At 63.1% G+C, this 13,404-nt stretch carries 12 protein-coding genes; 6 read left to right on the top strand and 6 right to left on the bottom strand.

Annotated features, from left to right (window positions below):
* The 3 genes from NEZ08_RS11240 to NEZ08_RS11250 all read left to right on the top strand — a co-directional run.
* Positions 1–436: hypothetical protein (locus tag NEZ08_RS11240; RefSeq protein ID WP_298106829.1), on the top strand; the 436-nt coding region annotated here is incomplete at its 5' end.
* Positions 437–860: 424 nt separating this feature from the next.
* Positions 861–1,361 carry a hypothetical protein gene (locus NEZ08_RS11245; protein WP_298106831.1) on the top strand — a complete coding sequence of 167 codons (501 nt, stop codon included), beginning with the start codon at positions 861–863 and terminating at the stop codon, positions 1,359–1,361.
* A gap of 247 nt (positions 1,362–1,608) precedes the next feature.
* Positions 1,609–2,760 (top strand): helix-turn-helix transcriptional regulator, encoded by a 1,152-nt coding sequence (locus NEZ08_RS11250; protein ID WP_298106832.1) that lies wholly within the window; start codon positions 1,609–1,611, stop codon positions 2,758–2,760.
* Between the two features lie 347 nt (positions 2,761–3,107).
* On the opposite strand, the gene NEZ08_RS11255 is transcribed toward NEZ08_RS11250, so the two are convergent.
* Positions 3,108–3,449 (bottom strand): hypothetical protein, encoded by a 342-nt coding sequence (locus NEZ08_RS11255; protein ID WP_298106834.1) that lies wholly within the window; start codon positions 3,447–3,449, stop codon positions 3,108–3,110.
* A 206-nt stretch (positions 3,450–3,655) separates the two neighbouring features.
* Positions 3,656–6,052, bottom strand: coding sequence for an outer membrane protein assembly factor BamA (bamA, locus tag NEZ08_RS11260; protein ID WP_298106836.1), 2,397 nt, complete (start codon positions 6,050–6,052; stop codon positions 3,656–3,658).
* Positions 6,053–6,289: 237 nt separating this feature from the next.
* Here bamA and NEZ08_RS11265 point away from each other — a divergent pair, with 237 nt between their 5' ends.
* Positions 6,290–7,345, top strand: coding sequence for a hypothetical protein (locus NEZ08_RS11265; protein WP_298106837.1), 1,056 nt, complete (start codon positions 6,290–6,292; stop codon positions 7,343–7,345).
* 189 nt (positions 7,346–7,534) lie between these two features.
* Here the strand turns inward: NEZ08_RS11265 and NEZ08_RS11270 are convergent, their stop codons facing one another.
* Positions 7,535–7,966 carry a cupin domain-containing protein gene (locus NEZ08_RS11270; RefSeq protein WP_298106839.1) on the bottom strand — a complete coding sequence of 144 codons (432 nt, stop codon included), beginning with the start codon at positions 7,964–7,966 and terminating at the stop codon, positions 7,535–7,537.
* Between the two features lie 350 nt (positions 7,967–8,316).
* Here NEZ08_RS11270 and NEZ08_RS11275 point away from each other — a divergent pair, with 350 nt between their 5' ends.
* A complete protein-coding gene (locus tag NEZ08_RS11275; RefSeq protein WP_298106841.1) occupies positions 8,317–9,084 on the top strand; it encodes an SPFH domain-containing protein in 768 nt (255 codons plus the stop codon).
* A 156-nt stretch (positions 9,085–9,240) separates the two neighbouring features.
* Here NEZ08_RS11275 and NEZ08_RS11280 read toward each other — a convergent pair whose 3' ends face one another.
* From NEZ08_RS11280 to NEZ08_RS11290, 3 genes are all read right to left on the bottom strand, one after another.
* On the bottom strand, positions 9,241–10,716 hold the full coding sequence (locus NEZ08_RS11280) for a DHA2 family efflux MFS transporter permease subunit (RefSeq protein ID WP_298106892.1): 1,476 nt from the start codon (positions 10,714–10,716) through the stop codon (positions 9,241–9,243).
* A 92-nt stretch (positions 10,717–10,808) separates the two neighbouring features.
* Positions 10,809–11,324 carry an isoprenylcysteine carboxylmethyltransferase family protein gene (locus NEZ08_RS11285; protein ID WP_298106843.1) on the bottom strand — a complete coding sequence of 172 codons (516 nt, stop codon included), beginning with the start codon at positions 11,322–11,324 and terminating at the stop codon, positions 10,809–10,811.
* The gene (locus tag NEZ08_RS11290) at positions 11,321–12,382 is read right to left on the bottom strand and encodes a type III polyketide synthase (protein ID WP_298106844.1); all 1,062 of its coding nucleotides are present in this window, start codon (positions 12,380–12,382) and stop codon (positions 11,321–11,323) included. Before NEZ08_RS11290 ends, NEZ08_RS11285 begins: the two co-directional genes overlap by 4 nt.
* A 272-nt stretch (positions 12,383–12,654) precedes the next feature.
* On the opposite strand from NEZ08_RS11290, the gene NEZ08_RS25780 reads away from it, so the two are divergent.
* Positions 12,655–13,077, top strand: coding sequence for a hypothetical protein (locus NEZ08_RS25780; RefSeq protein ID WP_367278407.1), 423 nt, complete (start codon positions 12,655–12,657; stop codon positions 13,075–13,077).
* Positions 13,078–13,404: the final 327 nt, after the last annotated feature.

Here is a 13,404-nt window from a genome sequence, read left to right on the forward strand (position 1 = left end):
GATGGCGCTGGAAATCAAGACGCCGGCTGTAATGACTGACAATCGATTGGGCATGAAAATCTCCGTAACCAAAATGGTAGCCGAAGATAATCGAATGCGCCGAAGGAGCGCGTCATCCAAACGGGGGACGTTGGCCCGCGCAGGCCTCCCACCCGCAGACGTGACGTTCTGGCCCGGACGCCAGTCTCCCTGCTGTCATTCGCATCATATGACGGCAGGCATCGTTTTAGGGCCGTCGGAAGCAAAGCGAACCAGGGCTCTCGCGTTCGAGAACTTGCTCCCGGCGGTTTGCAAACGCACAATTGGCAGCCGGAACAAGGAAGGTCGCCGCGAGCGCCGCAAGCGCAAAGCGGGACAGCAACGAATCGGACATCAAACGCCCCCGGTTATTATTGCGATAAACTGCCGCCAAGCTCCCAGTGACGGCATCCTGTAATCCACCCGGCTCGCGTCCCCGCCGAAAAGCGGCGCTTTCGCTGGCCGCGAGCCTCTCAAACGTTGCAGTTGTTCGTTTGCCGCGCGTCAACCGAACGGCTGAGGCGCTCAGAGCAGGCCGGTGTCACAACCGGGCTGTTGCGGGGCAGCAACAATTTTCGGCTTCGGGTGCGGCCGTCCTCTTTCATTTCTCCCCCTTAGCGGCCCGCACGCGGAAGATTTTCTCGGGAGTCTCATCCGTTCGGATGATGCGCGGCAGGCCGCGGCGCTGGCAATGAATCGGCGGCCTCATCCGCAAAAGCGGTCATGGCCGGCCTCAAGCACATTCATTCCGAATCACGCCGGGATCCGCGGCGTCGTGATTTCGGCGCCCGATGCGCGGAAGCAACCCACGGACCGCCGCTGTCGCATGCGAGATACCTGCGTTGACACGAATAGCGCATGCAGCGAGGACAAAACTTGCCGAGCGCTACGGGCTGACACCGACCGAAGTCCTGGTGCTGCGAGCCGTCGCCGGAGAGGACGGCGGCGTGGCCGCGGCGGTCGCGCTTTCCGAGGCGGCCATCAAGACGTATCTGCACCACCTGTTTCGGAAAACCGGCAGCCCGCGGCAGGTCGATCCCGTCAAGCTGGTGCTGACCATGGCGCAGCGTCCGGCCGAGCGACGTGGGTACAACACCCGTTCAAATCTCTCGAGCGATCCGCAACAGATGGAGCACCGCGTGTCATTTGATTTCGCAAACAGTTCTGCCGCATCGCATCGGACCACGGCCACGGATCGGGCGCGCCGCGCCGAGATGCTTGGTTCGGTTCTCGCCTTGACTGCGCTGGTCCTGGCGGTGACGGCGACATGGGCCAACTCGCGTCTCCCACCCCAACGGCGGGCCGAGCCGTTCCAGATGCAATCTGATCTCGTCGCACCTTGAAGCTTTCGAGCGAAGTGGAAGCCGGTTCGCGCGAAGAAGCGCGTCAAAACAAGAACCTAGAACCCGGTTTGGCGGAACCCCTGGCGCCGCCGCGTCTTCGTTTCCCACCTGTGATCCATTTCACAGCGCCGCCTCGGCGCGGCTGGTACAGTTCACGGATGTCAGAACCAAAAGGGATATTGCAGCGACCAATACTCGATTGGTATTTCTGCGGATATAATTCGTTCATTTGTTGTGGGCAGGGGCGATGCGCGACACCGACAGTTTTGATCGGCTCACCGATCTCATCTATGACGCCGCGCTCGATGCGGCAGAGTGGCCTCGCGTGCTTCACCGGCTTGCGAGCGCCTTCGGCGCCTCTTCAGCGCATCTTTCGATCGAGGCATCCCGATCCTCGCTGGCCCGGCTGATCTCCTTCGGCACCGATCCGGCCTGGGGTCAGCGCTATGCTGAATATTATGGGCCGCGCAACATCGCCTGGCAGCGAATGCAGCAGCGCAAACTCCATGGAATTTTCTGCGACCGGCAAGTCCTGCCAAAGGAAGAGTTTCGTCGGTCGGAGTTCTACAACGACTTTCTGTGTCCGCAGGATGGCGAAGAGATCCTTGGCTCTCTCGCCGTGGCGCAATCGAATACGACCGGTGCCGGCGTTGTTACTCTGTGGCGCCCTGAGCGCTTCGGACCATGGCAGTCCGCGCATCTGGAAACGCTCACCAAGCTGACGCCGCATCTGAGCCGCGCGATCCGGATCAATCTGCGGATGGGGGAGTTGCAGACCGCGCATCATCTGACCAGGGAGGCCCTCTATGGCCTGAACTGCGGCGTTATTCTCGCCACCGAGCGAGGGACGGTGGAGTTTATCAACAAGGCCGCCGAAGCCGTACTCGCCGATGGGGCACTGCGTCTTGAAAAGCAGCAGCTCGCCGCTGGAACGTCATCGGAGAGCACGGCGCTGAAGCAACTGGTCGCGAACGCGGCTCAAGGCGGGGACGGCGGCTCGCTGGTGATCTGCCGCGAAGGAAGGCCTTGCGTGCTCGTGCTCGCGATCCCGGCACGCGCGGAGAGCTGCGGGCTCGTTGCCGGAGGGCGGGGCGCGATCGTTTTCGTCCGCGACCTGGAGCGGCCGCCGCAGCGGTGCTTGGCAGCGTTCGCCGACCATTTCGGTTTGACGCCCGCACAAGCCGCGCTGGCCCAGGAACTCCTGCAAGGCGACGGGCTCGCGGCCGTGGCGGCGCGGCTTGGAATCACCCACGCGACCGCCAAAACGCATCTCATGCATATCTTTCAGAAGACCGGCGTGCGGCGCCAGGCCGAGCTGGTTCGCCTCATGCTGGAGTGGGTCGAAGCAACGGCGGGCAAGCGACCCGGCGAGCGCACCCAGGCTGCCCCTCGAGCATGATCCGGAAAGTGTGCAGCTGTGTTCAAGAGATCATGCGCAATCAAAGACCTGAAGCGCGATAACGATTCACACGAATCTCATCGCGCTTCAGGCGGAGCCAGCTCCGCGTCCTTCGCCCGCGGTTTGACCCTCGAACCGGAATGCCTGCCGCGAAGCCTGCAATCAGAAACGGCCGGGCGGGGGCGCTGATAATCTTTGCGGAGGTTATTCGGATTGCGGCGGTCGAACAGGTCCTGCCGCTGCTCCCGGGACGCACCGATGTCTCCCGGTGCCGTCACTTTTGCAGTGAACTGCTTGGCCACCCAATTGCTCACAGGCCTGAGAGGGCGAGCCGAAAAGCGAAAGTCTCACATTCCCTTTCCGAAGGGCGGATCGCGCGGCGGAATCGGGTCCGACGACTGGCTGTAGCTTTGCGAGGTGTCGTTTCCGCTCGGCAGGTGCATGGTGTCGTTGCTTGCCAGGCCTTTGCCGAACGGCGGGTCCCGCGGCGGAATCTGGTATGATGATCGGCCATAGCTTTGCGAGGTCTCGCTTCCGCTCGGCAGATGCATGGTGTCGTTGCTTGCAAGGCCTTTGCCGAACGGAGGATCCCTTGGCGCAAGGCCCGAGTCCGCCTGAGGTGTATTCTGCGCGGCCGAACATCCCCCCAGCACGGCACCAAGCGCCGCGATCAACACAAGCTTCTTCAATGGCCCCTCCGAACTCTGCTGCCGGCCTCCCCAGGCCATGCAACACGCGTTCCTAGCACCAATCGCCGCCGATGCAACCGGCTGTTTTGTTGCTCTCCGTTGCTGCGCTGTGGGAGCCGCTTTTTACGCTCGCAATTCTCAAATTAAATTTAGGATTGCGGGCAGCGGGTCGATCGCTTGCCGTCTCTGCTAACGAGACGATCACATCAAAACGGCGATGCCGTAAAGCCGAGCGGCTGCGTCACGTCGTAGGAAGCCTTGGTGACAGGTACGGCGTAGCTGACGTTGAGCGGCCCGAACGGCGAAGCCCAGGTCATGCCGACGCCGACGGAGGTGCGCATCACGTTCGAGTTGGCGAGTTGCAGCGATTGCGTCGAGCCGGGAAACGCCGTCGGTCCGCTATAGTGAAACACGCTGCCGGCATCGACGAACGCGATCGCCTTCAACCCGTATTCCGAAGGCAGGCCGGGAATGTTGCTCTGCAGTTCGGCAGTCGTTGCCCAGTACATGCTGCCGCCGACATTATCCATGGTCGTGCCGGGCGTGAGGTCGCGCGGCCCAAAACCATTGGGCGCAAAGCCGCGCACCATGTAGGGATTGCCGAAGAAGTTGTCGATCAGCGGCACCTGGCTGCCGCCCCAGCCGGTGATGTAGCCGCCTTGCGCGCGGGCGAGCGCCACCACGTCGTCGTTCAGCGAGTGATAATAGTGGAAATCTTCCGTCGTGCGCAGGAAGCGGACGTCGCCGCCGAGACCGGCGAGGTCCTGGCGCAGCTGTGAAGAAAAGCCGTCCGTCGGCGCCTTGGGATTGTCGACCGTCGAATAGGTCGCGGTGTCGCCGACCGACGACACCCATTGCGGCCCGGTCGCCGCCGCCTGCTGCACAACGATCGAGGGTGGCAAGGCGAGCGAGGCGGGATCGACGCTGATCTGCTGCCGCGCGATCGAATAGCGGAACTGCATTCCGAGTTCCTCGGTGAGCGGCGTGCCGACCAGCATCGTCGCGCCGTAGTTCAACGTGCTGAAGGACTGATAGTCGTTGGCGATCGTTTCCTTTGCCGAGAGATCGATGCCCCCCGAAGCACGGTTTCCGAAGAAGCCGGGATCGGTCGCCGAGACGTCGAAGCCGCGAGCGAATTGGCCGAAGGTAAAGGCGGAATTGAGCGCGACCCCGGTGCCGCCGAAATTCCTGTCGCCGACCTTGAGCTCGGCGAGCCACCCGTCGACGGTCGAATAGCCGCCGGCAATGCTGAAATCGCCGGTGTCCTTCTCTTGCAGATCGACGTCGAGAATGACGCGGTCCGGCGTCGAGCCGGGTTTGGTCGTGATCTTGACCGTCTTGAAGTAGTCGAGCTTCTTCAGCCGCCGCTCGGCGCGCTCGATCAGGCCCTTGTTGAAGGCGTCACCTTCGGCGATGTCGAACTCGCGGCGGATCACGTAATCGCGCGTGCGCAGATTGCCGTGGATGTTGATGCGCTCGATATAGCTGCGCGGGCCCTGGTCGATGATGAACGCGATATCGATGCGCTTGCCGGCTTCGTCGCGGGTCGTGCGGGACTGGACACGCGAAAAGGGATAGCCGAGCCTGGCGAGCTCGGCCGAAATCTTCTCGTCGTTGCGGTCGAGCGCCGAGCCGTCGAACGTTGCGCCCTGCTGCACGGTGAGCAGGCGGCGCAATTTCCCGGGATCGACGCCCTCAACGTGCGAATCGACCGTGACGTCGCCGAAGCGATAGAGCGGGCCTTCCTCGATCGTATAGGTCAGCGTGAAGCCCTTTGTTGCGGGATCGTACTCCGCCTGGACGGGTGGCACATTGACGTCGGCATAGCCCTTCCTGCGGTAGTAGTTGCGGAGCAGCTCGCGGTCGTTGTTGACGATATCGGGATCGTAGACGTCGCCGCCGGTGATGAAGCTCAGGAAGTTGGACTGCGATGTCTTGATCACCGCGGCAAGCTGCCGCCTGCCGAAGGCGGTGTTGCCGACGAAGCTGATCTGCCTGACCGGCGTCTTGACCCCTTCGGTCACCTCGAACACGAGATCGACGCGGTCGTTGCCGCGGTCGATGGTGACGGGTTTCACGCTGACGTCGTCGCGCCCGAGATGCTTGTAGGCCTCGATGATCTTGTTGACGTCGGATTGCACGACGGCGCGCTGCAGGCTGCCGCCCGGCTTGGAGTCGATGACGGGCGTGAGATCGGTATCCTTGACGCGCTTGTTGCCTTCGAAGGCGACCTTGCCGAGGATCGGCGCTTCATGCACATGCACGATCAGCCTGCCGCCGGAGCGGTCGACGGAGACATTGTCGAACAGTCGGGTTTCGATCAGCGCCTTCAGGCCCGTATCGCGCGCCGCTTCGTCGTAGCGGCCGTTCGCGTTGGCGCGAAAATAGGAGCGCACGGTCGCTGCCTCGACCCGCTTGTTGCCTTCGACGACAATGGTCTCATCGCCCTTGCTGTCGCCTGCGGCCGGTTTCCCGTCATCGGCGAAGGCTGATGCGGAGACGAAGATCAGCGCGACGAAGCCGAGCATGCTCGCTATGACGGCGATACCGGCCGGCTTCCTGGCCGGCCCATGTGTCCGGCTCCGCACCGGGAACAAGCTCATCTACGCAATACCTGTTGGCTCAGCTCCCATGGAAATGGGTGGGCGGGGCGAAACAATGTCTGCGCCGGGGAGAGATGGTGCCTTAAACATTAACGCTCGCCACAATTTCGACGCGAGCCGTGGGAGGTCATCCAGAAAATGTCCTTATGCCGGCTCAAATGTTTTTTAGGGTGTTGCGCAAATGGCGCTCCGTGGATCAGGAAACGCGGTTCACGCGGGCGCCTCCCGGAGCATCACATGCGTTGCGTCGCCTTCATCCTTGCCATCCTGCTCTTCGCCGAGCCGGCCGCCGCCGTCAGTTCCTCACAGGAGATCGATCCGCGCGCCTCGCTCGGCGTCGTGCAGCAATGGATCTACAACTATCGCGCCAAGCCGGACTACGCGCACATCCCGGCCGCAGTGCGCGTGCTGTTTCACGCGCAGACCTTCAAGGAGCCGGAGAATGCCGGCATCTATCTCGGCTTCATTGCGGGCGCGATCGCATCGAACCCCGCGAGGGCGGAAACGCTCGTCAACAGCTTTTTCCCGGTGCCGGCGGAAGACGAATGGGTCATCGTGCGCGCGATCGCGTTTTCCGGCCTGCCGGACTGGCGCAATCTGTTGCGCAGGATCGCGCCGAAAATGCCTGGCCGGCAGGTGATGATCAATGCATATCTCGCCGGCACCCTGCCGACGCTGACGGAAATTCCGCTCGAGGCGAAAGAGCCCGGCGCGATGGACAAGTTCAAGGGCTTCTTTACGAAAAATCCGTTCGCCAAGGACGACAAGAAGATCAAGATGCAGCAGACCTTCGCGGGCAATCAGGACCTGCTCGATACGCTGTGGGGCTACTATTTCGCGACCGGCTCGTTCCGCCCGATCCTGCGCATCATCGCAATGCTGCCCTGGAGCAAGAGCCGCGACACCGTCGACAAGCTCACGGTCGGCAGCATGGCGCGTTATACGCTGGCAAGCTACGCCGTCCGCGACACTTCTTTGCGTGAATATCTGCGCAGCGAACTGAAGGTTCAGCCTGAAAACGTCAAGGTGCCGCTCACCGAAGTGGTCGAAGCCGCCGACACCGTGCAGCTTGGCGCCGTGCGCAAGGACGCGCTCGCCGCGGTCGAGGAATTGAAGGCGAAGGGATCGGATTCCCGGCGCAATCTGGATTTCTGGGGGCAGGTCGGCGTCGGCGCGGTCGCGCTCGGCTGCGTCTCGGCGGCAGCGCTTGGCGCGGTGGCGGTCGGCATTCCCTGCGTGATCGGCGGCTCCGCCGGCCAGGGCCTGTTGTCGTTCTGGGAGAAGCAGCAGTAGGAGGGTGCGTTCCCTCTCCGTCGTCATTGCGGGCGAAGCAATCCAGCTGTTTTTCGCCATTCCGGGGCGCGCGGCAGCGCGAGCTATGGTGCGCAATTGCGCACCTTAGAATCCATCGTGCCACTGGAATGCTGGGAGAGATGATTCCGCGCCCGCTCGCTTCGCTCGCGTCCCGGAATGACGGTCAACCTAAGCCGGTGACGCCAGCGGCTTGCCCTTCTCGACGATATAGGTCGAGATGATGTGGCTCTTCTTGTCGCCGTTCTTGCCGCCGGCATGCGGCGTGTTGGCCGGGATGACGACGCCATCGCCCGGCTTGAACGACCTGGTCGGCTGGCCCTCGATCGGCAGGTCGAATCCGCCTTCGAGCATGTAGGCGCTCTCGATGCCGGGATGGGTGTGGCGGCCGATCATCACGCCGGGTTCGATCTCGATATCGACGACCAGCGTGGTGTAGCCGGGCGTCGGACCATCGGTCTGTGACAGGATTTTGCGCTTCACGCCCGGCGTGCCGTTTGTTGCCGGCGGCGGCGTCTGGGCGGAAGCGTCCGAGGCGATGAAGCCGGTGAGCGAGCAGAGTGCACAGGATGCGGCGGTTGCAAAATCTCGACGTGAGAGCATGGGCGGCCTCCCTTTTGCTGTTTGGCCCGTAAAGCGCCTGACCTTTACGGCGTGGCCGGCCTTTTGCGGCCGGTCCAGTCGGAAAACTGCCCGAGCAGGGCACGCTTGGCAAGCGGCTGGCGGTCCGCTTCCAGGATTTGCATCCAGCTCGGCAGGCACGTTTGCAAATGCTGGAATCAAAGGACTGCTGGCAAATATCGGTTGTCAGTACCGCTTTATCGATCTGAAGTCCCTGATCGAATTTGCCGCGTGGCTGCGGGACTTCATGTCGGCGGTTACCTGGCCTCTAAATAGTTTCGGCCGGGCGTGCTAATCTTGACTTCGAGTCGCGGAAGGACGCGGAGGGCGACATGGGCATTTCTCTGCTCATCTTACTCATCATGGTCATCATCTATGCCTTCGCCTCGATCCGCGTGGTCAAGCAATATGAGCGCGGCGTGGTGTTCTTTCTCGGAAGGTTCGAGACCGTCCGCGGCGCCGGCCTGACGCTGATCTTCGTGCCGTTCCAGGCCATGACGCGGGTGTCCTTGCGCACCGTCACGATGCAGATCCCCTCGCAGAAGATCATCACCAAGGACAACGTCTCGATCGATATCGCCGCCGTCGCCTACTATCACATCACCGAGCCGGACAAGGCGGTGATTGCGATCGAGAACGTTGCCAACGCCATCAACCAGATCGCCCAGACCACCGTGCGCAACGTGGTCGGCCGCTTCAATCTCGATCAACTGCTGTCGGACACCGCCTCGATCAACGAGCAGATCAAGAATGTCATCGACCAGCATACCGAGCCGTGGGGCGCGCAGGTGACGGCGGTCGAGATCAAGGACATCATGCTGCCGGACAACATGCAGCGGGCGATGGCGCGCGAGGCGGAGGCCGAGCGCGAGCGGCGCGCCAAGATCGTCGCCGCCGAGGGCGAATACCAGGCGGCGGTGCGGCTGGGCGAAGCCGCCGACATCATCACCCAGCATCCGGTCGCGCTTCAGCTCCGCACGCTGCAAACCATGGCGGAAATCTCCACCGAAAAGAACTCGACGATCATTTTTCCGGCGCAGTTCATGACCACGGTGCAGGAGGCCCTGGCGATCCTGAAGCAGGATTCGACGACGAAGTAGGGCCGGGCGGTTGAATCGTCCCTGCGGTAGCAGGGAGCCATGACCACGACCGCTCGTCGTTATGGGAGATGTTGCCCCATCAGGTACACGGATGGGAGTCCGTGGAGACGGGTCCTCGCATGCGCGAGACGACGGCAAGCATGCAGCTTTCCAGCATCAAGTCTCTTGCGTTTTGCCCCAGAACCATACCAGCCCCAGCGCCGTCAGCGCGACGCCGGCCAACATCGCCCAGGCCTCGTTGACGGACATCGCAAACGCCGCGCGCTCGACCATCGGGCGCACATAGGCCTCGATCGTGGCCTGGGTCACGTCGGGCGGCGGATGCAGGAATAGCTGCACGTCGAGTCCGATCGCCTTCGCCGCCGACACGTCGCCCGCGATCAGGCGGTCGCGCAGCGCCTCGCCATGCCCGACCGAGCGGCCATAGAGAATGGTGTCGATCGCCGCAATCCCGATTGCGCCGCCGAGGTTGCGCATCAGGTTGAACAGGCCGCTCGCGTCGGGGACCTGCGCAGGTGTCAGCGCGCCGAGTGCCAGTTGTGTCGGCGGCAACAGGCAGAACATGATGGCCACGCCGCGCAAGACCTGCGGCCAGAACATCTCGTCGAAATCGGCGGTCCGGCCCTGCCATGCGCTCAAGCCCAAACCGGCGGCGAACAGCGCAAAGCCAAGGGCAGAGAGTTTGCGCGGATCGCGCCGGCTCTCCAGGAAGCCTGCGACCGGCGCGGCGGCGAGTTGCGCCACGCCCGTGACCAGCATGATGGTGCCGATCTCGAAGGCATCGTGGCGGCGGACATAGGCGAGAAACACCGGCATCAGATAGACGGAACCGAACAGGCCGACGCCGAGGCAGAAGCTCAAGGCGCAGCCGATGGCAAAGGCCCGCGCCGACAGCGTGGTGAGTTCGACGAGCGGGTGCGCCGCCTTCAGGGTTCGCTTCACGAAGATCCACCCGGCTGCAAGGCTTGTGGCGAACAGCAGCAGCGGCTCGAAGCTCAGCCAGCCGTCCTGCGGCGCCTGCTTGAGGCCGAGTTCGAGCGCAGCGAGGGCGATCGCCAGCAGCGCCAGCGAGAAACGGTCCAGATTGCTGAATTCGGCAAGGTTCATTTGCTCTTGCGGCAGCAGCAACGGCGTGGCCGTCGCCGCGAGCAGGCCGGGCGCGACATTGATCAGAAACAGCCAGTGCCAGGACCAGCTGTCGGTGATCCAGCCGCCGGCCGCCGGCCCCACGGTGGGCGCCAGCACGGCGACGACGCCGGCCAGCGTCGTGGCGGCCGGATGCAGGCGAAGCGGAAACAGCAGGAACACGGCGGAAAACACCGCCGGGATCAGCACGCCACCGGCCAAGCCCTGGCAGACGCGAAAGAGAATCAGGCCAGCGAAACTGCCGCTTGCCGCGCAGCCGATCGAGGCGAATGTGAACAGGGCGATGGCGGCGGCGAACAGCCAGCGCAGCGTCAACACGCGCGTCAGCCAGCCGGTGAGGGGAATGGCCGTGATCTCGGCGATCAGGTAGGCCGTCTGGATCCAGCTCATCGCATCGCGCGAGATGCCGAGCGCCTCCTGAATGGCGGGCAGGGAGGTCGCGACCACCTGGATGTCGAGGATCGCCATGAACATGCCGAGGCACATCAGGATGAAGCCGAGCCAGGTTTTCAGGCTCGCATCTTCCGGCAGGGCCAGCGCCTCGCTCGTGACAGCCTCATCGCTGATGGCGTTATCACTCATGGCGTCTTGTGCGTCGCGGATTTTGGCGAGAGCTGCAGGGCGCGGTCCTCGGCACGGATGCGAATGAAGAGAACAAGCGCATTCAGTGCCGTAAACAGCACGGCGAGCTCGGGCAGGTGGAGCATCAACGGCAGCACGGCGATCTCCCCGGTCACGACCGCATAATTGGGGTGGCGGAGATAGCGGTAGGGACCGCTTGCGATAAGCGGCGCGTTGGGCGGCACGATGATGCGCGTGGTCCAGCGTGCCCCCAGCGTTGCCATGACCCAGGCGCGCAACGCCTGAAGCGCCAGATAAACCAGCAGCGCGCTTCCGCTGACCGGCTGTTCATGCCCGAAGATCCAGAGCGCGGCGAGCCACGCGGCATGCACCGCGACCATCAGGGGATAATGACCGGGCGCAATCTCGATGGCGCCTTGCGCCATCAGCATTCGCGTGTTGTGCCGGGCAAGGATGAGTTCGGCGCCGCGCTGGGCGGTCACCAGAGCAAGGATGATCTCCGCCGGGCTCACGCCGCGCGTCGCAAGGAAACGCAGCTCGCGGTGAAGCCGGGGCCGAGCGCGGTAAGCAGCGAGCGCTGCGGCAAGCCGGTCGCGAGGTTGCGTTCCAGAATGAACAGCACGGTCGGGGCGGACATATTGCCATAGTCGGCGATCACCGCCCGCTCATGCTCCAGCGTCCCCTGGTGGAGCGATAGTGCCGCTTCGATCGCATCGATCACCTTGGCGCCCCCCGGATGGCAGATGAACCTGTCGTAATCTGCGATTGTGCGATCCATGCGCGTCAGAATTTGCGTCAGCGCCGGCTTGAGCTCGCTGATGACGAATTCCGGCACGGTGCGACGCAGGATCACGCCGAAGCCCAGGGGATCGATGCTCCATCCCATGACATCAAGAGTATCCGGCCAGAGGTGCTCACCGACCGCCTCGACCAGCGTCTCACCGCCGTCGCCGGCGCGCAAGACGATCGCGGCGGCACCATCGCCGAACAGGCTGGTGGCGATGATGTTGGCCTTGGAGAGTTCGTCGAGCCGAAGCGCCAGCGTGCAGAGCTCGATCGTCACCATCAGCACGTTGCTGCCGGGCCGCGCCTGCGCCAGGCGCGAAGCAATCGACAGGCCCGAGGCGCCGCCGGCGCAGCCAAGGCCGAACACCGGCACGCGCGAGACGTCGGAGCGAAAGCCCATGCGCCTGGCGACGCGTGCATCGAGGCTTGGGGTCGCAATGCCGGTCGAACAGACCGTGACCACAGTATCGACATCGGCAGCTTTCAGCCCGGCCTCGGCCAGCGCGCGCGTTGCGGCGTCGATGAACAAGGCCTCCGCGCCCTCGAAGAAAGCCGCCGTCCGCTCCGGCCAGCCGCGTTGCGTCAGGTACCAGTCGAACGGCTTGACACCGTGACGCTTGATGATTCCGGTGTTGGCGAAGATGCTGGCAAAGCGTTCGTAATCCGGAAAGCGGCTGCCGAAGACCTCCCAGGCGGCATCGCGGATATCCTTTTGCAGGAAGATGTGGGGAGGGACCGAGGTCGCCAGCGACAGCAGCGCGGCCTTTGGCCGTACTTTGGACATGGACGAAACTTTCCTGCTGTTTCCCGTAATGGTCAAACAGCGGCGGCGGCGGTTTATTTCGTGCGCCTCGACTTAGAGCGTCACTTAAAAGTGAGTTTTGTCTTCGAAGTGAGTTTTGTCCTTGCCGGTCGGCGGTTTGCGCGGAGATGAACAGAAACCGGCTCACCCGATGCGGCGCGCTTCCAGCGCAAGTTGTAGGCAGGTTGTAAGCAGGTTGTAAGGATTGGGCATCGTGCACTGCCGGCCGATGCGCAGGAAACGATGAAACATTCTTGATCGAATTGCTTGTGTTCGTTTCGAGTCTGCCCCGCTGGATTGTTTCTCAAGGTGAAAAGCAGCGCAGCGGCAGACATGATTTATTGCATTCACTGTTCAATTGCGGCGTTGACATCCCGACAGCCTTGCCCGCGCGGTTGTTCCTTGGCATACTTTCCACCCGGGCGCAGCCCTCGTTGGCTCTCATCGCCCACCTCACCGCTAAAAGGCGCGAGATGAAAAGTCGCACATCTGTTTCGGAACTCAGCGCCACGCTCGGTTATCCGTCGAGCGAGACCGTGCAGGGTTTGAGGCTATGGAAGGCCTTCATCAAGCTTTCTCCCGCGCAGCGCTCGGAGGTGCTTGCCTGGGTCGAGCAACTGGCTACCGATCCGGCGCCGCTGCCTGGCGGCATGAACGGCCGCTTCGGCCCGCGCTGACGGTTGAGCTGAAAAGCGCCTGGCGTCTTGCGAGGCGCCGGAGACACGCGGCCGATCGAAGGCCCGCGCTTCAGCCACGGGATTTATGAATTGCGCGAACATCGTTCGAGGCGAAGAGGCCGGATCGAGAGCGGCCTCTTTGGCTTTGAAGCCATTCAGCTTTTGCGCAATCGAAAAATCAGCATTCAACGCGAATGCCGGACGCGATCGAACCTTGCAGCGGCTGGCTGATTAGAGTTGGAGCTATTGTAACGGCCGAGGGAAGTGCGCCAAGGCTGCATGGAGCGCTGTTGTCGCCTCCAGGCCGGAACTGTGCTAAATCCGCAC

Source organism: Bradyrhizobium sp. (assembly GCF_027451485.1).
Lineage (GTDB): Bacteria > Pseudomonadota > Alphaproteobacteria > Rhizobiales > Xanthobacteraceae > Bradyrhizobium.

What these genes read in the sequence shown, in the direction of transcription:
- NEZ08_RS11275 (WP_298106841.1), top strand. Translation starts at nt 8,317, where the DNA reads ATGGGCATTTCTCTGCTCATCTTACTCATCATGGTCATCATCTATGCC.
- NEZ08_RS11290 (WP_298106844.1), bottom strand. Translation starts at nt 12,382, where the DNA reads ATGTCCAAAGTACGGCCAAAGGCCGCGCTGCTGTCGCTGGCGACCTCG.
- bamA (WP_298106836.1), bottom strand. Translation starts at nt 6,052, where the DNA reads ATGAGCTTGTTCCCGGTGCGGAGCCGGACACATGGGCCGGCCAGGAAG.
- NEZ08_RS11265 (WP_298106837.1), top strand. Translation starts at nt 6,290, where the DNA reads ATGCGTTGCGTCGCCTTCATCCTTGCCATCCTGCTCTTCGCCGAGCCG.
- NEZ08_RS11270 (WP_298106839.1), bottom strand. Translation starts at nt 7,966, where the DNA reads ATGCTCTCACGTCGAGATTTTGCAACCGCCGCATCCTGTGCACTCTGC.
- NEZ08_RS11250 (WP_298106832.1), top strand. Translation starts at nt 1,609, where the DNA reads ATGCGCGACACCGACAGTTTTGATCGGCTCACCGATCTCATCTATGAC.
- NEZ08_RS11280 (WP_298106892.1), bottom strand. Translation starts at nt 10,716, where the DNA reads ATGTGCCTCGGCATGTTCATGGCGATCCTCGACATCCAGGTGGTCGCG.